General features: G+C 58.3%; 16 protein-coding genes and 5 pseudogenes. 11 read left to right on the top strand and 10 right to left on the bottom strand.

The annotated features are described in order from the left end of the window. Positions 1-51 precede the first annotated feature (51 nt). The 9 genes and pseudogenes from AC0L2H_RS22170 to AC0L2H_RS22130 form a co-directional block, all read right to left on the bottom strand. Entirely contained in the window at positions 52-1,071 is a 1,020-nt protein-coding gene (locus AC0L2H_RS22170) for a proline racemase family protein (RefSeq protein WP_473592193.1), read from the bottom strand. A 30-nt stretch (positions 1,072-1,101) separates the two neighbouring features. Next, entirely contained in the window at positions 1,102-2,643 is a 1,542-nt protein-coding gene (locus tag AC0L2H_RS22165; protein WP_473592192.1) for an FAD-dependent oxidoreductase, read from the bottom strand. A gap of 28 nt (positions 2,644-2,671) precedes the next feature. Beyond that, entirely contained in the window at positions 2,672-3,466 is a 795-nt protein-coding gene (locus tag AC0L2H_RS22160; protein WP_473592191.1) for an ABC transporter permease, read from the bottom strand. Then, positions 3,463-4,305 carry an ABC transporter permease gene (locus AC0L2H_RS22155; protein WP_473592190.1) on the bottom strand — a complete coding sequence of 281 codons (843 nt, stop codon included), beginning with the start codon at positions 4,303-4,305 and terminating at the stop codon, positions 3,463-3,465. The genes AC0L2H_RS22160 and AC0L2H_RS22155 overlap by 4 nt, the downstream gene beginning before the upstream one ends. 2 nt (positions 4,306-4,307) lie before the next feature. Continuing rightward, positions 4,308-5,405 (bottom strand): ABC transporter ATP-binding protein, encoded by a 1,098-nt coding sequence (locus AC0L2H_RS22150; protein ID WP_473592189.1) that lies wholly within the window; start codon positions 5,403-5,405, stop codon positions 4,308-4,310. A gap of 8 nt (positions 5,406-5,413) precedes the next feature. After that, positions 5,414-6,529: an ABC transporter substrate-binding protein gene (locus AC0L2H_RS22145; protein WP_473592188.1), complete on the bottom strand. Its 1,116-nt coding sequence runs from the start codon at positions 6,527-6,529 to the stop codon at positions 5,414-5,416. Between the two features lie 578 nt (positions 6,530-7,107). Beyond that, positions 7,108-7,328 (bottom strand): annotated as a pseudogene (locus tag AC0L2H_RS22140) (helix-turn-helix domain-containing protein). 49 nt (positions 7,329-7,377) lie between these two features. Continuing rightward, a pseudogene (locus AC0L2H_RS22135) lies at positions 7,378-7,491 on the bottom strand (integrase arm-type DNA-binding domain-containing protein); the annotation flags it as partial. Positions 7,492-8,326: 835 nt separating this feature from the next. After that, positions 8,327-8,664: pseudogene (locus tag AC0L2H_RS22130) on the bottom strand (ATP-binding cassette domain-containing protein); the annotation flags it as partial. Positions 8,665-9,383: 719 nt separating this feature from the next. On the opposite strand from AC0L2H_RS22130, the gene nodU reads away from it, so the two are divergent. Continuing rightward, entirely contained in the window at positions 9,384-11,054 is a 1,671-nt protein-coding gene (nodU, locus tag AC0L2H_RS22125) for a nodulation protein NodU (RefSeq protein WP_019863201.1), read from the top strand. 55 nt (positions 11,055-11,109) lie between these two features. Further along, a complete protein-coding gene (locus AC0L2H_RS22120) occupies positions 11,110-11,406 on the top strand; it encodes a hypothetical protein (RefSeq protein WP_019863202.1) in 297 nt (98 codons plus the stop codon). A gap of 687 nt (positions 11,407-12,093) precedes the next feature. On the opposite strand, the gene AC0L2H_RS22115 is transcribed toward AC0L2H_RS22120, so the two are convergent. Further along, complete coding sequence (locus AC0L2H_RS22115; protein WP_223217964.1) at positions 12,094-12,276, bottom strand: hypothetical protein; 183 nt, start codon at positions 12,274-12,276, stop codon at positions 12,094-12,096. On the opposite strand from AC0L2H_RS22115, the pseudogene AC0L2H_RS22110 reads away from it, so the two are divergent. The 9 genes and pseudogenes from AC0L2H_RS22110 to AC0L2H_RS22070 form a co-directional block, all read left to right on the top strand. Next, positions 12,266-12,310, top strand: a pseudogene (locus AC0L2H_RS22110) (hypothetical protein); the annotation flags it as partial. The gene AC0L2H_RS22115 and the pseudogene AC0L2H_RS22110 overlap by 11 nt on opposite strands. Positions 12,311-12,426: 116 nt before the next feature. Then, positions 12,427-12,594: a hypothetical protein gene (locus AC0L2H_RS22105; RefSeq protein WP_223217963.1), complete on the top strand. Its 168-nt coding sequence runs from the start codon at positions 12,427-12,429 to the stop codon at positions 12,592-12,594. Between the two features lie 314 nt (positions 12,595-12,908). After that, positions 12,909-13,265, top strand: a complete 357-nt coding sequence (locus tag AC0L2H_RS22100) for a helix-turn-helix domain-containing protein (protein WP_155249156.1) — start codon at positions 12,909-12,911, stop codon at positions 13,263-13,265. 424 nt (positions 13,266-13,689) lie between these two features. Further along, positions 13,690-13,902, top strand: coding sequence for a cold-shock protein (locus AC0L2H_RS22095; protein ID WP_019863204.1), 213 nt, complete (start codon positions 13,690-13,692; stop codon positions 13,900-13,902). A 1,292-nt stretch (positions 13,903-15,194) separates the two neighbouring features. Beyond that, positions 15,195-15,311 (top strand): annotated as a pseudogene (locus tag AC0L2H_RS22090) (transposase family protein); the annotation flags it as partial. Positions 15,312-15,544: 233 nt separating this feature from the next. After that, positions 15,545-15,910, top strand: a complete 366-nt coding sequence (locus AC0L2H_RS22085) for a transposase (RefSeq protein WP_208863826.1) — start codon at positions 15,545-15,547, stop codon at positions 15,908-15,910. Beyond that, on the top strand, positions 15,859-16,254 hold the full coding sequence (locus AC0L2H_RS22080) for a helix-turn-helix domain-containing protein (protein WP_155765388.1): 396 nt from the start codon (positions 15,859-15,861) through the stop codon (positions 16,252-16,254). Before AC0L2H_RS22085 ends, AC0L2H_RS22080 begins: the two co-directional genes overlap by 52 nt. A gap of 971 nt (positions 16,255-17,225) precedes the next feature. Beyond that, a complete protein-coding gene (gene hisC / locus AC0L2H_RS22075) occupies positions 17,226-18,335 on the top strand; it encodes a histidinol-phosphate transaminase (RefSeq protein WP_027047754.1) in 1,110 nt (369 codons plus the stop codon). A 126-nt stretch (positions 18,336-18,461) separates the two neighbouring features. Continuing rightward, positions 18,462-19,490, top strand: a complete 1,029-nt coding sequence (locus tag AC0L2H_RS22070; protein WP_080643865.1) for an LLM class flavin-dependent oxidoreductase — start codon at positions 18,462-18,464, stop codon at positions 19,488-19,490. Positions 19,491-19,571: the final 81 nt, after the last annotated feature.

The raw sequence follows: 19,571 nt of genomic DNA, 5'->3' as shown, positions 1-19,571 counted from the left end.
CCTGCCGGGTCGGATGGCTTTTTGGCCCGGCGTTTGAGCCGACGGTAAGTCTCAGGTTTGCTGCAAAGCCCCATAAGTTTTGGGAAGACCGAATCCATGCCGGAGCGGATCTTCTTCATCCACGATCACTGTTCCGCGCCCAGTGAAAAAGGCCGAGCCTGCGACCCGGACCACGACTGCGTGTGCGTCATCATCTGTCTTGCGAACGACCGAGCCTGTGAACGGAGCGGTGGTGGGACCGAAGAAGCGCCGTGCTGTTTTAAGTGGCACGAGTCCACGTGCATGATCACGCGCCATGCGCGAGATCACACCTCCGCCGGTTGGGCTACGGTCGATCTGCCGGTCCGCAAAAACGCATAGATGATAGGTGTCGGCCGGGGACGGGGCATCGTCCGTTAACAGCGTCCCGAATAGATATCCTGCTTCCTGCCGCCCAGGATGCTTGATTTCGACCTGTTGGCGCGCGGCATCGTTGATCCTGGTTACAGTTTCCGCCAACTTTGTGAACGGATCTCCGGTTAGCGAGAGGCCGACCGACGAGGCCGGCAAAATCGCGTAATAAGCCCCGCCGTAAGCGACATCCAGCGTAACATCGCCAATCCCGTCAACAGCAACCACGGCATCCCTATTGGTAAGAAAAGCCGGTACGCTTTCAAACGACGTTGAAACCACGCAACCGTTGCGCACCTCGCAACGCACGTCAATGAGACCGCAGGGTAGTTCGACCCCGAAGGTGCTTACAGGTTCCGCCATGGGTACACGGCCGCTTTCTAGCGCCCAGCGGCAGAATGCGATTAGACCGTGGCCTGACATCATCGAAAACCCAGTCGTGTGAATGAACAGCGCGGCGATAGCCGCACCGGGCAGCGTCGGTTCCACCGGAATCATGCCGAACATTTCCGCATGGCCTCGGGGCTCTAACATTAGGACCTGCCGGACGCAGTCGTGGTGCTTTTCGGCAAACGCCTTTTTCTCGAGGATCGTCGTACCTTCGATCCGTGGAAATCCCGCTGTTACGATACGGACGGGTTCACCTGACGTATGAAGGTCGGTGATCTCGAGTGTCGCCATGGTCTGTTCTCAACTCTCAGCTGGCACGGCTCAGGCAAGGTCGTACATGTGGAAGCTCTTCATGTACGCTGTGAAGTCATCCACCTCCTCGGCTCGTCTTTGCGCGGACCAGCCAAAGAAATCCTGCATTTCCCTTGATGCCGCGACCACGTCCTCGCGCTTTAGATATGGACCCCAACCGTAGGGCGTGCGGCGAATGAATACGTCTCGCAGCGACCGCGCATATTCGTCGCGGACCGCCTTGCGGACATCATCCATCGACGGCGTCCGCTTTCCTTCGATCACCACCTGCTTTGATAGCTTTGTGCGCGGCTTGTAGGAAACCGCCTGTTTGGGTCCCCTCGGTTTCACCCGGTCCGAAATGAAGTTGGTGACCTCAAACCCGGTGGAGCGATGCTGGTTGATCGTACACCAGGTGATGGCGAGGTACTTGCCGATGCCTTCCTTCTCAAGATCATGCAGGACGCCGGCTTCCGTGCCCACCCCGCCCGGAACGCCTTCCTTGTACGTCCGGGGTCGCAGGCCTGACCAGGCGAACAACACATCCGATCGTGACACGGAGACGTCGGTAAGCCGGCCGGAGATTTCCTTTAGAATTATATCGACCTCGTCCCAGGTCGGCGTCACCACATCCTTGTTGGCGTCGAATGACGTCTCCGTCGGACCGAGGTAGTGGTACTCGCCCCAAGGCATCACAAACAGGGCCGCGTCGCCGGTTTTGCGATCCACGATGCCGCGGTTTCGATAGTTTTCTGGCAGCCGCACCATGATATGGGTGCCCTTGGTGACCGCCACCTTCTGGCTCGGTCGCGCATTCATGCCAGGGTTAGTTAGGCGAAGGATCTCATCCACCCAGACGCCACCGGTATTGACGACGAACTTTGCGGTCACTTCATACTCGTCGCCGGTTTCGACGCTCCTGGCGCAAACATGCCACGGCGCCTTGCCGTCGCTCCGCGAGACGAGCGAGATCACCTCCGTATAGTTGCGTACGTCGGCGCCCATCCTGTTGGCATCCAAAACGGCATCGATGCAGATGCGGTCGGGCCACATGAATTGGTAATCGTTGAACTCCACAAAGTTACGGATGTCATTCGGTTGCTTGAAGCGCGGACCGCCAGGCAGCGGTGCCCCGCCGCTATAACGCTTGAAAGCAACCCGATTGCGTGCTGCCAGACCGCCTACTAGTATCGAGCCGAAGTCGATCTGCCAGCCGTAGATATTCAGGTCTTTGCGGAAGGGAAGTATCAGGGAAATTGGATTGAGGTAATCTCCAATCGTCTCCGCATAATCGAGATAATCCCTATAGATCTTCCTGGACGACTTCAGCGCGCGCAGGAAGGCCTTTGGCGACAGCACATGCTCCATCGCGCTCTTCGTTGGGGCCAGAAATCGGACACCCCAATGCAGAATGCGCGCAGAGCGCCCTGTCGAGCCGCTGGCGAAATCCGCCTTGTCGAACAGAACCACCTTGTAGCCTGCGGCTGCCAGATGCCTCGCACAGCTTGCACCTGCGATTCCGCCGCCGACGATCGCCACATCGTAGTCAGCGCCACGTCCAGCGTCCGTCATGCAATCCTCCTCTGGTGCCCTAACCTCGTCATGATGCGTTCTCTTGTGCTCGTGCGGCCCTAGCCTGGCCGCGGGCCAAGGTTTCGAGGGCGAGTGCCAGTGCCGTCAAGACGATCAGGGCTGCGCTAACCGCGGTGATTACCGGCTCAACCTCGAAGATCAGGCTATTCCAGATGCGAACGGGCAAGGTTTGCGCCCGCGGACCGGAAAGGAATAAGGAAATGATCAGTTCGTCGAATGAGCTCAGGAACGAGAAGATCAGCGAGGACACGATGCCCGGCAGCGCTAGTGGAATGGTGACCCGCGTCAGCCTGAACCAGAGGCTGGCACCGAGAACCACGGCAGCACGCTCGATACTCTGATCGATTGTCTTCAGAGATGACAGAATGATCATCGTGGAAATGGGTAGTGTCACTACGGAGTGGCAGATCGCCAGCCAGTACGTATTGCCGATCAAGCCGACGTCGGACGACACGTAGTAGAGTGCCACCGCAAGAATCACGGATGGCATCATGATCGGTGTCAGCAGCAGCCAAAAAACCTGCTTTCGGCCGGCGAAGTTGCGCACACGCAGCCCGTAGGCGGAAAGGAAGCCCGTGACGGTTGATACGACACTGGCAAAGGTGGCGATCTGGAGGCTCTGGAAAAACGAAGCCATCCAGCGGCTATCGGTGAACAGTGCGCGGAACCATCGCAACGAGTAGGAGTCAGGCGGGAACCGCAGGGAGCCCTGGTCCCCGAAGGACAACAGCAGCACGATCAGGATCGGGCACGCCAGAATAGCAACGGCAAACCAAACGTAGATCTGGAGGCCGCGCTTCATCGGCCGGTTTCCAAGAGGCTGTCGAGCCGGCTTACTCGTGCATAGACTGCGTAGAGCAGGATCGTCGACACGCACAGGATCAGCGACAGAATGGCAGCGGCGCGGAAGTTCAGTTCAACATCGACGCGCTGCACGATGAGCATCGAAATCATGACGTTGGTGGATCCACCCATCAAAGCTGGCGTCACGTAGAAGCCGAGGCACAGCATGAATACGAGCACTGACCCCGAAAAGATCGCGTGACTGCTGAGGGGCAGGTAAACACGGCGGAATACGTAAATGGGCGATCCACCCAGGGATAGACCGGCGCGGACGAATCTCGCGTCGATACTGCGCATGGTGGCGAACAGGGTCAGCACCATGTAGGGCAGCATCACATACGCCATGCCAATGACGATGGCGTATCGATTGTACATCATCGAGACCGGCGACGAGATGATGCCTGCGTACAGGAGAACGCTGTTGATCACCCCGTTCTTACCGAGAATGACCATCCACGAATAAGTCCTGACGATGACGCTGACAAAGTAAGGCACGATGATGCACAGCGAGACGATGGCCAGCGACGTCCGGTTGGCGACTGTCATGAAAAAGGCGATCGGATAGCCGATGATAAGGCAGAGTACGGTCACCGCGAACGCGATGGCGTTGGTAGTTCCCAGTGCACTCACCGTCGCCTGCGACGTCAGCACCGCGTACGCTTCATTAAAGGTTGCAGCGAGGGGCCTCTGAAGAAGCAGCAGCTCAACGAAGTAACCGATCAGGGGGTAGAGAAAGACGCTGACGAACAGCACAGCGCCGGGCGCAAGCAACAGTAGCTGCGTTTTTCGGGAGTCCATGGTCACTCGCTCAAAGCAGAGGAAACATCGGGATCCCAACTAACCAATACCTCCACGCCCGGACTGAAACGAGAGTTCGAAGGAGCGTTGCGGAGTTCAGCAGAAATCTCCAGGCCGGCCTTGGATACGAGTGTATAGTGAACTGTGCTGCCCTGAAAACGGACGTGCTTTACCGTGGCTTTGAGCGCGCTCTTACCGGAGCTGGGGCTCGCACCGGACACGTCAAGCAGGTCGATCTTCTCCGGGCGGATAAATAGGAACACCTTGCTGCCGACCGGGCTTTCGCCCGCGCAGCGTAGAACTTCGCCGCTCGCGGTGCGAATCGCACTTTTCTTGTTATTCGACGATTCGACCACACCCTCGATCAGATTTGCTTCACCCAAGAAGGTAGCGACGAAGCTGCAGGACGGCTTCTCGTAAACCTCGCGCGGCGCGCCGACCTGCATGATCTTCCCGTTCTTCATGATCGCGATCCGATCCGACATCGTCAGGGCTTCTTCCTGGTCATGGGTCACGTACACGGTGGTCATGTTCAGGCGAGACTGGATGTCCTTCAGTTCCGTTTGCATCGCTTTGCGAAGATGCCGATCAAGCGCGCCCAGAGGCTCGTCCATCAGGATCAGTTTGGGGTGAAAAACGATCGCGCGTGCAATCGCGACACGTTGTTGCTGCCCGCCGGACAGTTGCTCCGGGAAGCGGCGCTCCATCCCTTGCAGGCGAACCATCTCAATGGCCCAGGAGATGCGATTCCCGTGCAGCTCGGATGCCATGCCCCGCGCCTTGAGCGGAAAGGCGACGTTCTCGTAGACGTTCAAATGTGGGAACAGAGCATAGCTCTGAAACACCATTCCAAGACCACGTTTGTGCGGAGCAACGGGCGCCAGATCCTGTCCGTCCACACAAATCTGGCCTGCATCCGACTGCGTGAACCCTGCGATCATCATCAGGGCTGTCGTCTTGCCTGAACCCGACGGACCAAGGATGGAGAAGAACTCCCCCGGCTCCAGACTCACCTCGAAGTCCTTGACGACTGTCAGGGATCCGTAGCTCTTGGATAGCCCACGAATTTCTACGCCTGCTCCACCGGTCGTTTCCGACATGGCTCAGCTCACTTCGCTTCGAGTAGCCAGTTCGACCAAGCTTCGCTCACGGCATTGCGGTTTTGCGCCCACCAGAGATCGTTCATCAGGAAGCCCTTGGTGACGGTCCAGGGCTGGTTGGCTTCGGGGTCGATGAGCGTGCTCACCGTTGCCGAGAAAGCGCGCGAGTTGATCGGAATGCTCCTGAACGCGTGGTGCCATCGGGCCTGCACCTCGGGGCTGAGGCTGTAGTCGATAAAAAGATTGGCTTCCTTGGCACGCGGGCTGCCTTTCGGAACTGCGTTGGTTTGCAAGATGACTAGGTTGTCCGTCCAATCAATCGCGAGTGACGCCCCCTCGTCGATTGCAAGCTGTGCTCTGGTGTTCCAGATCGAGCCCAGCGCCGCCTCGCCGTCCGCCATCATCTGCGCCGACAACGATCCGGTGTCCCAGAACTTCGGAACGGTCTTCCGTATCTTCGTCATTGCCGCAAACGCGCGCGGAATGTCGATCGGGTAGATCTGATCACGCGGCACGCCGTCGGCCAACAACGCGAATTCAAGGTTCGGCGTGCCCACTGTCATGCTCGGCAATGTTCGCGACTGGGGAAACCGAGATGTATCCCAGAATTCGGACCAGTTGCGGGGCCGGTTGTCGCCCTTGAATACCTTGGTGTCATAGGTCATCACGAAGGCGCCCATGTTATTGGCGACATAGGTCTTCTTTCTTGCATCGGCTGCAATGTCGTTGGCGTTCGTGTACTTCCACGACGCGTAGTCCAGATCATCCAGCACCCCGAGGAGATGAAGCTGCGCCGCAGTGTCGCCGCCGATGTCAAAGCAGTCGATGTCGATGTTCCCCGACTGGGCCATGGCGACGAGTCGCGGCACCGTTGCGGCCACTGGAACGATCTCGATGCCGGTTTCTTTGCGGAACGGTTCGTAGACAGTCTCGCGCTTGACTTCGTCGTACTTCCCGCCCGAGGTGCGGATAACCAGCTGCGTCGACGCCCAGGCTTTTTGGCGCAAATAGAAGGGAGACGTTAAGGCGACCGCGGAGCCAGCCAGAAACTGTCGTTTGGTCATACCTGCGCACTTCGGAGGCCCGTTATAAAGCCTTACTGAGCCGCTCGATTTCTCATTCATTGTTTGCTTCTCCCATTTGACCACATGCCAAGTTTCCCGGTCTCTGTGCTTCCTGAGTGTAAGGATGTTTCCGAACGGACCTCCAATCGTTTTACGGATGTGACCCATAAGGCGCGCCTATAGGTGATGTGGCATCGCGCTCTACGATCGAATAGTTTGGGGGAAAGCCATTCAAAATCACAGCTAATACATATGCACTGGTGGCTGGTCCGTCCTTGCCTGTGACCCCGGGACCGGCGTCATGGGGACGCCCGACCACCCCTACACGAAGGCGCTGTTGCTCGCCGTCCCGCAGTGGATCCGCACTGGCTCAACAAAACCCTGGTCGCGGATCGCAGTGGTCGGGCTCGGGACTGCTGCGCTAACTGATTTCGATGGAACGCTACGACGCATCCTGCTCATCGCCAGCCTGACGGATACCGGAGTCAGTCTGCTCTTGACCCCACGGGCTCGATCCGAGCACGACTTGCGCGGCTGTCGACAAGAAAACTCTCGCCACCACTCGACTGCCCACCGAAGGCACGGCTGGTAGCGGCCTCGTGAGCGGCCAGGCGCGCGGGCGATTTATGGCCGACGCGCTAGACAGCGCTAGCTGTTTCATCCGGCTTTACTAATTCGACGTGGCTGACACCCAACGTGTGGGAGAGTTCGAAAAGGGTGATGACAGTAGGATTGCGTCGACGACGTTCCAGACTGCTTAGGTATTGCTGGCTGTAGCCCGACCGGGCTCTCACCTGCTCCTGCGTCAGGCCTTTCTCCCTCCGAAGTCGGCAAAGTTCCTTCCGACCGGTTGACGCATATTTTCCAAAGGAGAGGATATTTTCCTTCTCCAGGTAGCGGTACCGCAGTTGCCAGAGTTTGGAGCCGTTGTTCCGGATGAGATAAAGCCCGTCGCCATCAGCAAGACGATACGGCTTGTCTTTGGGCTTAGCGTTCTTGCAGGCGAAGTCGGAGAGAGACATGGGTAACGGACCTCCCGGGTAATGGGTAACGCCTAAATCGTTACCCACAAACCGATGCGTTGCAATGGTACGCGATGGGTCACCATAATCCGCCAAACTAGGCTAAGTCATTGATTTGCATTGATGGGTGAGACGTCGTGGGAAGCGATGGGAAATGGTGCCCAGAGGCGGAATCCAAGCAAAGCAAATTTGACTTTAATTTTCAAATGCCTGGGGTCGCGGACCGACGGCGTTAACCAACAGACATACCAATAAAATATTTCTGTGGATTGGTTCGGTTCCCGAACATTACAAACTGCCCCGGACCTCCTCTCAGAAACCGATCGCTGTTCTAATGAACCTTAGCCAAGACTGGATCGTCCTCTCGATCACGCCCATAGCGCCGTGATCGTCTGAGGCGATCAAACTCGGGTTTTCGCCGGAAACTGCGCAATGCGAGACTCAAAACAATAAGGCAGGTCAAGTCATCTGAATCACTTGAGTCTGTTCCCCGGACAAACCTGCCGGCGGCGGAGAGAGCGTCTTTCGAGCTGACCTCCACGGCCAGTGGCCGTCTTGCGGCAGCTCGCTTGCCCTTTCCACCGGAGCTTCGGGGAGGGGAGGGGGAGGGCGTTGCGCGGCGGATATTGGCAGCGTTGGTAACCGATTGCTGATGGGCAGCCCTCTGCCTATTGCCCAAATGTCCGGTACAAACCGTCACCTCAGTCTCCTCTTCGCGGCAAAGCAACAGCTCCGGAGCCCTGCACGTACAGCCACGGTCTGCATCGTTGGATACGGTGCCGACCATCTGGCAACCCAAACAAGCCCCGCACTGGGTCGATGCGCCGGGGCTTTGGCCTTGCGGCAGATATCCAATATGACGGCCCAACGCTTCCCGGTCCCATTGGTCGAGGCTTGCGCCGTCGATGCGAACCTTTCCGGCGGCCGGGGCCATGCGCCGACAGTAGCGCGCGAGAGCGTCGACTTGCCGGAACCCGATGCGCCGATGACGCCCAGCGCGCTTCCCGCCTGAATGGCAAACGCAAGGCCGGTCTCGGTCGGCTTGCTTTCGCCGGGCGGAAAGATTGTCACGCCCTCGACGCGCAGTTCGCGTTCAGGTGCAGGCATAGGCATGACAGGAGCAGTTTCGGGGATCTTTGCCAGGGGGTCCAACAGATCGCGTTTGAGATTCCATCCGTCTCCTCATGCTCCATTCTCCTGGGTCCCTTACAGACCCGGGTTCGAAGCATGCTAGATGGCACATCTGACGCTAGGGAGCGGCCGCGCTTGTCGATGCGGTCTATCCCAGCCGAGGGGCGCCGGGTCGATATGCCGATAGAACAGGCGCGCCTCGATTCGACTCGAGTCAGGCTTGGGCCAATCGGGCGCAATCGCCGCCTTGATCGACTATGAAAAGGGCGCAGGGAATGCCGAAATAGTAGGCCTGCAGATGCCGCAGGAAGTCGAGATGCCTGCTCCCCCGCAGAACGATGGCGTCGTAGTCGTCGCAGGCCGCGTCGTGCCGCGGCGTACCAACTTCGCTCGTGACTCCAAATCTGCGGAAGCCTCTCTGAATCACACTAACCTGTGACAGACCACCAATTATACGCCGTCGTTCACCTGAACTGCCCTGCGGTCACCGCTGCTCCTTCACGCTGAAAGTGCGGTAAATCGAGGTGCCCAACTGAGCCCCCATCAGTGCTCGACGAGGAAGAGTATGGTTGGGTTAGACGCCTGTTGGGCATGGGCCGCATATCCACCCCATGAATGCACTCAATCCAAACAATCAAATTTACCGATCCGTCAAGATGCTGCATAGCGCATTAATTGAAAGCGCATGTCCCGTGCTTTCGCGCTCACGTTTTCCGGATTGTTTTACATTTGTGCCACGCTAACCTTGACAGGGATCTATTATGCGCATTTGCGGTATCAAGCTAACGCACGACGGGGCGATCGCTGTCGTCGAGGACGGCCGATTGATCTTTTGCATCGAGCAGGAGAAACTCAATAATAACCCACGATACCAATCCATTGATCGTCTTGAAACGATTACTGCCGCCTTAGCGGAACATGGCCTCGATCCGCGCGATATTGACCGGTTCGTCATCGATGGCTGGGACGGTGAGATCGAATCGGAATTCCAGGTTGTCAGTGAGGGTGCCCCGGTCACTCTCCACGGGGCACCATATGTAGAGCGGGACGCTAATGGTCCCCTGACAGCCTATCACAGCTCGGGCCTCATGCTCGGCGGCGGGGCATTTCCTTATGAAAGCTATCCGCATGTCATTGGCCACGTAGCTTCCGCATACTGCACCAGCTCATTCGCCAAAGCAAAACAACCCGCCTTTTGCCTGATATGGGACGGCTTCATCTTCCCGCGGCTTTACTACGTGGAACCAAGCGGAGTCCGGTTTGTCAGATGCCTGTTTCCGATTATAGGCCATGCCTACGCCGCAGCGGGCCAACACTTCGGTCCCTATAGACAGGAAGTGCGGACCGGCTGGAATCTAGATATAGCCGGCAAGCTGATGGCCTATATCGCGCTAGGGGCTGTTCACGAAAATATCGTCTCTATATTTCAAGAGCTTTATAACGAACACTTCGCCGGCGACACAAAGATTGGCCTCGAATACAGGAGCAGCAGCCGCTGCGAAGACGCGCTACTCGCAGCTGTGCATGGTTTCTTCGATGTAAGCGCGTCGCGCCTAGTCGCCGAGAGACCCGAGGACATACTTGCTTCATTTCATGCCTTTCTCGAGCGCCTTCTTGTTCGCGAGATGACAATCGCGCTGCGGCAGTCGGTTCCCGGGACGCGAAACCTGTGCATCGCCGGGGGATGCGGGCTGAATATCAAATGGAACAGTGCACTTCGCGCGAGCGGTTTGTTCGATACAGTCTGGGTACCTCCGTTTCCAAACGACAGCGGGTCGGCGATCGGTGCTGCTTGCTGCGCCCTAGCCGCCGACAAAGGCTTCGTCCACCTCGATTGGTCGGTCTACAGCGGGCCAAACATGAACCATGGCTCCGTGCCCCCTGGATGGCATGCTGCTCCATGCAGCTTAAAAGAACTTGCCAACGTGCTCGCCGACGACAAGCCTGTCGTTTTCCTCTCAGGCCGTGCAGAGCTTGGTCCACGTGCGTTGGGAGGCAGAAGCATCCTGGCGGCCGCGACTTCGCCGCAAATGAAGAACCACCTCAACAACGTAAAAGGTCGAGAGCACTTCCGGCCGGTAGCGCCAATATGCTTGGAGGATCGTGCTCATGAGATATTCGAACCCGGCACGCCGGATCCTTACATGCTGTTCGATCATCGAACACGTTTGGAGTGGAAAGAGAAAATTCCGGCAATCGTTCATCTCGACGGCACTGCGCGATTACAGACAGTTTCTAGAAAATCTGATCACCCAATTGCAGAGCTCCTGGTCGAATATGAGCAACTCACTGGGATTCCGCTGCTCTGCAACACGAGTGCCAACCTTAACGGGCGTGGGTTCTTTCCGGATGCCGCGGCAGCCTGCGAGTGGGGACGGGTGGACCACGTTTGGTGCAATGGGCTGCTGTTGACCAACGTGAAAGGTACATGACCGGTTGGGCACCTGACCGTCCGCTTCCGCCTGAGGGTTACGTGCGTGTGGCCGAATGGCGAATGATCCCTATGAAGGTAGTTTTATGAGATTGTATGCGAAAATCTTTGCTGCAGCGGGAGCGTTGCTCGCTGCCTGGCCGGTCATGGCCAATAACGCGGTTGTGGGTGAACCGGTGTCCTACAATCCCGATTTCTCTTTCGTCGGCGGCGGCCTCATCATTGACATCGAGGCCAACGAGCTAGTCCGGCAGGAAATCTTCCTGGCGGGCTCCGTCGAATGCTTAGCATCTCGACAGCTTTGGCGGCTGGACCTCGTATCTTGCCGCTGGACGAGCCACAGGCCGGTTTAGACGCGACCGAAGACAGCCGAGGTCACCGGCAAGCGAGAAGCTTAGATATGCGATCCGTGATCCGTCTTTGTGACCGGACCACGGTCTTGCATTTCGGCTGCGTCCTCGCTGAGGGGACACAGGCAATGCGCTATCGACGAGTTGAACTTCGGCGCGAAGATCAGTGGCGTCACGCCGCCGACGTGGGCAGCAATGGCGTGGGCAAGACCAGCTTGATGAACACTATCTGCGGCTGGTGAAGCCATCGCAGGCGAGATCAGATTGGAGGGGGAGTGCATGGACGGCATGCCCCCTGATGAGGTCGTGCGCCGAGGTAATTCGCTTGTCCCCGAGGGCTGGGTACTGCTTCCGCACCTCTCGGTGCGCGAGTTGCCCGTGCCGCTATGGCGTTCATCGCCAACTCACGCGCCTCGGCCATCGGTGCGACGTAGTGGCCCCGACGCGAGTTCGCGGGAGCCTGGCCATCGGGTTAGACGAACCGTCGCGACGCCACCAGGCCCGCTCGCCTCATCGGGCCGGAGAGTTGACCCCGTCTGGGTGCCCGACGCCGATCATGAAGCCATGCGCGACCTGATCCGGCTGCGCAGCCGTCGTGCGACAAGTGGTGACGCGAGCGCGCCAACATCTTCAAGGATTTCTGCTCCGTCACGGGCGCTAGCATGAGCGCGGGAGGGCCTGGCGAAAGGCTTATCGGCGATGGCTTCGGCCCTCGACCATCCCGCTCAGCAGGTCGCATTTCAGGACTATGTCGATGCCGTCATGGATGCGGAACGGCGCCTGCAGCGCCCCGTTCGTTGACGCTTTGCAGGCGATGCGCGGCATCGCGGTGATTAATGCCCTGTGCCGGGCGCGGAGGTCGGTGAACTTCACACGCTTCTCAAACCCACGCCAGCTCATGGCCTATTTCGGCCTGGTCCCCGGAGAACAATCGAGTGCTGAGACCGTCTGGCGCGGCGGCATCACCGAGCCGGCAATACTCATGCCCGGCGCGCGCTGGTCGAAGGCGCCTGGGCTTACCGGATGGGAGCGCGCATCGGCCAGCATAAGGTCGACCGGATCGAGGCGCTGCCGAAAATCGTTCGCGATATCGGGTGGAAAGCGCAAGTTCGACTGTGCACCCGAAATCGTCGGCTGAGCGCGCGCGGCAAGAATGCGATCCGCGCCAAAGGCGGCGTGACCACTATTTGACAGACCGCCAGCAGAGGAGACCACAACACGGGATCAGCCTCGGCGCGATACGCGGCGCTGGAGGCGCGACAATGCCGGGGAGCCTCGTCTTCACTATCAGCCTCGACGCTCGCCACCTAGACAGAGGCAGCCCCAAACGAAACCAGGTCATGCGGCCCGACCCGCGGCCTCTTGCACCTCACATCCGCCGTACAAGTGCCTCATGCCCGCCGATCGGATCGGCGGGCATGAGAGTGGATTGATCGGATCAAAAAAGGTCCGATTTTGGGATTCCGTTTGCGGTGTAGCGTGTGAGTTTGATGCATCCCCATGGCATGTCCCTCAACGGCTCGGCCAGCGATCGTCGGCGCTTGCAAGTGATCGTCGCGGACCCTGGAAGCCTAGAAGGCGTGATGAGCGGCGATGGTCTGGGCACCTCGGCAATCATGGCCGAGACCGACAAGTCCAAGACCTGTGTCTGTCGCTCGCAGGAGCGGTTCATGCGCGAATGCTTCGATGGACTGCTCCGCGACCGGTCCCGTTCGCCCGGAAGGGCGCCGGTCCCGCCGAAGCACGTCGCCGAGATCGTCCGCCTGACGCAGGCGACGCCGCCGCATGAGGCGGCCCATTGGACGCTGCGCGCGATGTCCACGGTCGCCGGCATTGAAGCGTCGACGGTGCAGGGTATCTGACATTGTCGGACATCTGACATCGCCGAATGGGAAGTGCTTGCCACTTGAAAGGTTGCTAGGTGAACCATCCGTAGGCGAGCGACGAATATGATGGCGTTAGCGCGCGCCCGTAGTCGCTGTGTCGTCAGCGTACCCTTGCTCAAGTCGGTAGATCGCAGATCCCGTGATACGACTCCAAAACCAGCGATAGACGCGGTTCTGCGATCTTTTTTCGGAGCGTTGCAGGAATCGCTTGTCTTTTGGGCCATTCGAGCTCCAGCGCGAGATGCTTGGGGCGACAGGCGATCATGAGCCTTGCGCGCCGGGTTGCGATTGGACTGGGCTTTTGCAATTTCTCGCTTTTGCTGCCCCTAAAATCTCGGTATGAAGCGGGCGGACTGGCTTATGGCCTGCCCGCATCGAAATGTTTACAAGGAATACGACTATGGCGACCGGAACGGTGAAGTGGTTCAACAGCACCAAGGGATTTGGATTTATCCAGCCCGACAATGGCGGTCAGGATGTTTTCGTCCACATTTCTGCTGTCGAACGCGCAGGCCTCTCGACCCTCACCGACGGCCAGAAGATCAACTATGAGATCGAACAGGACCGCCGTACTGGCAAGTCCTCCGCTGGCAGTCTCAGCAAAGCTGGCTGAACTTTTCTGCGTCTGCCCGACAAGAGCCGGGCAGACGTGCCACTGACTCCGATAAGAGCGGGCAAGAACATGGATCCTACGCAGACCGGGGCAGCAGATTGTGGGAAGCTGTTAATTTCTACTCCAGCAGATTCTTCTGTAGAAGATGCCGACGGCAGCTGCGCGCATCAGAACGAATCTGGAGAGATGAGACCACGCTGCGACTTCTTGCGGATCCCGGTCCCTTCGCCGCTGAATGCTAATAGCTCGCGGCGCGTTCGCGTTCCGATCTGATGGACCTCGTCATCACCTACCATAGCCGACTACCGCGACAGTAATGATACTTCGTCCGATGAGGTCTCACGGACCCAAATGTCCACTGCGCTCCGGTTTTCGAAACCATCATCATATGACTCGCCAGAGCGAATTTCGAAACAGTCTTTGAGAAGCCATTGCTGTTGGAGTTGTCGCAAGAGTGGATCGGAGCGCTGCGCAGCTCACCTCTCGAGGGTCACTTCAGCAGCCCCTGCATACGACACCGTCCCGCACAACACTCCCCTGCACCGCAGCGATCTCCAGAAAATCGGGTGAAGGCGAAGAGGCGCTCGCCGGCCTCTTCCAGGCTTCGGCCACCGCCCAGCACTTGAGCCGCCATATGCGTAGGACCTGCGGCCGTCGCACGGGCAGCGTTATTGATATTCATCCGCTTCGTAGCTTCGACCGCAATCTAACCATCTTAGGATATGTTCCTTTCGAAAAGCTGGCGAGTCGAAGAGCCAATCACGACCGTCATTGGCGTCGCACCTGATTTCCTTCAGACATGCAAGGTGGTTCGATCCGGCACCGACCGTTAAGCGGGGGGCTGTTTGAGCCGATGCCGGACCGAACCGTCTGGGGCAACGCCGGCTTTCTCGCGGGAGATTGCGATAATGTCGGGGCTAAAAGGTGGCGATAATGTGTCACGGAATCACCGATTCCAACACGCGCTTCGAAAATGTGACTAGGCGGTTGGAAGCGGCACAGAGCAGCTGGCTTTGCTAGAGGTCTGCAGTTCGGCCGCGAAAGTGCTACTTTGGCTATGGTAGAAAGATTGATGCAGCGCGACAATCAAGGGTTCTTCCGCATATTTGGTGCAGATTGCGGGATTCACGGACGGTGCGAATAAGTTCATAGAGTCGGAATCGCAGTTGACGCCGTGATTTGCCCGCGCTCCATGCCTTCCGCTCGCTGATTTCGCCCGAGCTTTCGATTGTCCAAATTCTTCCGCAGGCTGACAGGGCGGTGCTCGTCGCTCGGCCGAAGGCAATGGAAACGTGCTTCCATGTTGCGGCCGCCGAACCGGCCGCGTCCACAGTCACTACATGCGCCGGTTGACCGATCTGCCGTGGCAGGGGCGGGTTGTCGAAATTCGGCTCCACGCACGACCGTTTCGATGCGCGAATTCACAATGCCCGCGCCGGTTCACCGAGAGGCTTCCTGAGACGGTTCAGCCGAAAGCCCGGCGCACGGTTCGGCTCGGCGAAAGCCATCTGGCGATCGGCTTCGCTGTGGGTGGCGAGCCGGGCTCGCGCCTGTCGGACAAGCTCGCCATGCCGGTGAGCGGCGACACGCTGTTGCGGATGGTCCGCGCGGCCGGGTATTCGAGCCGCCGCAAGCGCCGCGGGTGGTTGGCATCGACGACTGGGCCTGGCGCAAAGGACAGCGCTACGGAACGATCATCTGCGATTTGGCGCGCGACCGCGTGCTGGATCTATTGCCGGATCGAAATGCCGGCACGGTCGCATCACGGCTTAACGCCATCCTGGCATCGAGGTCATCGCGCGCGATCGTGCCGGCGTTTATGCCGAGGGCGCCCGTCGCGGTGCTCCCGATGCAACGCAGGTCGCCGACCGCTGGCATCTTCTCCAGAACCTGGGCGAAGCGTTGCGTCTGGCCGTCGGTCGCCATCGCAAGGCGGTCAGCGCCGCCGGAAAGGCCATGGCGTCCGAGATGGCCGGAAATGCCGAAGCCGAGCCGGAACCACCGGTAGAAACTTCCCCGAAACTTGATTGCCTGCGCCAGTCGAGGCGCAACCAGCGCAGCGAGTTCTATGCTGAAATCCTTCAGTTGCGGGAGGCCGGTCTATCGCCGCGACAGATCGCGCCCCGGATTGGCATGAACGTGAGAACTGTCGAACGCTGGCTTGCAGCGGGCGGTGAGCCCGAGCACCGGCGGCCACCTTCGCGCTCGGTTCTCATGGATTCTTTCCAAGAGTATCTCGAAGGGCGCTGGGAGGAAGGCCAGCGCAACGGGTTGCAGCTGTGGACCGACAGGGGGCCATCAGGTGCTCCGCGAGGAGGGCAAAGGTCAAGACTTCGTCGCGATTGTGAATGAAATCATGTCGGGGTCGCGGTCAGCCCGAGCAGGTGACTCGTCGCGATGGCGGTCGCCACGCCACTGCGCCGGCTTTGCCAGGAGCTGATTACGCTGGTGGCCCGAGCTATCAGCACCGGCACCGCGGAGACGCCGTGGCAGACATTCTACCGTTCGATCTCATCTGCTGAAGATATACGAAACTGAGGGAATTCTATCATGAGCGCCGAGTTTCCTTTCGCGGATGAAAGAAAGCTCGATTGACTCTCCCGCCCCATTCCGGTCTCGTGAATCAACGTGCGGTTGCGGCGTGCAGAAGTCAGTCGAAGATCGCGATTCATGAGAGGAAACCCATGCGCCAAGCATCGCCCCGATGTGCACTCGACCACGTCGCGGCGCCCCGACTTACGGTCACGGCGTTTTTCGCGCTTGCCGCGTTCCGCGGCGCGTGGAAGAGCGGACCGGGCAACATGGTGCTGTAAGTGGGTCCGGTGATGCCAGCCAGGCCGGCCACGTCGCCGAATGAGGCTGCTCCCTGGGCCGCCGCTACGGCCCCGCCCGTCGTCAGCGATCAGGCACCACTGGGCTGCCAGCGCGGCCTCTTAAAGGTGCGAGTATGTCAAATCGCGAGCGTGCTATCGGGGCCGTGGAGAGATGTGGCTCGCTGCAGGCAAAGGCGGCGCCTCCTGGGACTGACGCCGCGCCAGACTGGATACACGCTGAGGAAATACGGCATCAAGATCAAGCGTCCTTGAAAGGCCGACCGAGGCAAATATCAGTGACAAATCAAGCGTTGGTGGTTTGGCGGAGCCTTGGCCCGATGACGAGTGGATGCGGATCTGAGCGTCGGCCGGTTCGACCCGGGAGGACAGCCCGCCCGCCCTCACGGGGTCAATGTGCTGACAAAGGCGGTGTGAACGCACCGTCGGTCGTCCATGTGCTCTAGACCATCAGTTCATCCGGATTCCTCTGCGACTGAAACGGAGAAAAACATGTCCGACGCAAAACTGCAGAGTGTGCTTTCGTCTCTTTCGCGAGTGGCGAGACAGTTAGATGCTCTGCCATCCGATAGACCAGCGCCGGATGCAAGTTGGGTAAAACTAAACACGAATGAGAACCCATTCCCGCTTCCAGCAATCATAATGCAAAGTGCGATTTCAGCTTTAGAAAGGCAGTATCTATATCCGGAAGACGATAACATCAGCTTGAGGGAAGCAGCCGCCAACGCCTATAGCGTCGCCATGGATCAGGTAATCGCCGGCAACGGTTCGTCTGAACTGCTTGGACTTGTCTACCGAGCTTTCCTTGCTCCGGGGGATAGCGTGGCGATGATGTCGCCAGGTTTTTCGTTTAACCGCAAGCTTGCCACGTTGCAGGGTGCTCAATTTCTCGAAATCGAATTTAGCGAAGATAATTCCTTGCCGATGGAGCAATTGCTCTTCGGTCCTGCAAAGGACGCCAAGTTCATTCTGTTAGCCAATCCGAACAATCCGACTGGAACGTTCGTTCCGGTGGCCGATATCGAACGCCTGGTAGCGAAATCGGACCGCTTGATCGTGCTGGATGAGGCCTACGTCGACTTTGCACCAGAGAATGGTCTACGCCTCATCGATCGCTATTCGAACCTTCTGGTCTTAAGGACATTTTCGAAAAGCTATGCTGCCGCCGGCGTTCGCGTCGGTTTCGGTTTCGGTCACCCTGAAATTATCGGCAGGCTACGCAACATCCAGAACGTCTTCAACATGAATGTGATCGGGCAGGCGGTTGGTATCAGCGTCCTTGCGCACCGCGCCGCCTATGCAGACAACCACAGACACATCAGGCATGAACGACGGCGAGTGACGCTCGCGCTGTCGCAACTTGGATTTTCCGTAATCCCTTCCCACGCAAACTTCTTGCTTGCCCGCGTGCCAACGGGACAGGACGGCTCATGGTGGCAATCAGCCTTTGCAAGGCAAAAAGTACTTGTTGCCGTCTTTCCCGATAAAGGTTTGGAAAATTACATCCGCGTCAGCATCGGTACAAAAGAGCAAATGGATGCGTTTCTTCGTGACGCTAGTCGTATTAGTAGAATATTGAATATGTTAACGCCCCCGCGTTAGGTTGTTGAGGCCCTGCTTTAGCATTTCGCACGCATAATTCGAGCGATTACACAAGCGAAAAACCTTCAAATTGCTTGGAATACGCAAGCAACCGGAATTGTTGCGTCAAAAAATGGAGACAATATCATGGATAAGGCCTTTCCTTCAGGCCTAGCTGTCGGAATCTTCGATCATCTGGACGAGGACGGCCCCGATATCGCCCGACAGTACGAAGATCGCCTGATGTTAGCGGAGGCGTGCGATCACCTTGGGTTCTATGCATATCATCTCGCAGAGCACCATTGTACCCCACATGGGAGAGGTCCCTCACCGAATCTGTTCTTGTCGAGCGTAGCCCAGCGAACCCGGCGCCTTCGTGTCGGACCGTTGGTAATGTTGCTTGCCCTTTATCATCCGCTACGTGCGTTTGAAGAGATCTGTATGCTGGACCAATTGAGCGGTGGCAGGCTGGAACTTGGGATAGGGCGCGGCTCGCTCCCGATCGAATTGGGTTACTTCGGGATTGGCTCGGACGCGGCGCCAAACCACTATGCGGAAGCCAGCGAAATTCTTATCAATGCGCTGAAGGGCGGCACGCTATCGTATCAAGGTCGCCATTTTGAGTTGAACAGCGTTCCGCTGACGCTAAGAACTCATCAGCGTCCACATCCGCCGACTTGGATCGCCACCAATCGACCGGAATCGGCAGGCTGGGCCGCTGCGAATGGCATGAACATAGCGTGCGTGGGACCTTCCTCTTCCGTTCGAAGAATCACTGATGCCTTCCGCGCCGGTCGAGAGCACACCGGTGAGGCGGACGACCAAGCGCCATTTCTTGGATTGCTCCGAATGGTCGTGATTGGGCGTTCTGAAACAGATGCACGTTCACTCGCCGCACCTGCTTACGAACGGTGGCTCAAGAGCTTTAAATTTCTTTATGATCTCAATAGCATGCCAACTCCACCAAACCTGCCGCTGACCTTCGATGGAGCAATCGAGAAGGAATTGTGCGTAGTAGGAACGGCAGCATCTGCGGGACAAGCTCTTCTTGATCAGCTGGAAGCGGCAGGTGCAAACTACCTCCTTTGTCAACCGGCGTTTGGGAACCTGTCGTTAGATGCTTCCCTATATACCGCAACGGCGATTCAATCCGCAATTATGGCTCGAGTTGGCTAACCCCGGTTCGAACGTTCGCTCACCCAACAACGTGCCAAGCGGCATGCTGTCGCTAGCGACGACTAGGTGCGGGTTTCGGAT

Source organism: Mesorhizobium sp. WSM4871, assembly GCF_055811295.1.
This window is presented reverse-complemented; position numbering and strand designations above follow the sequence as displayed.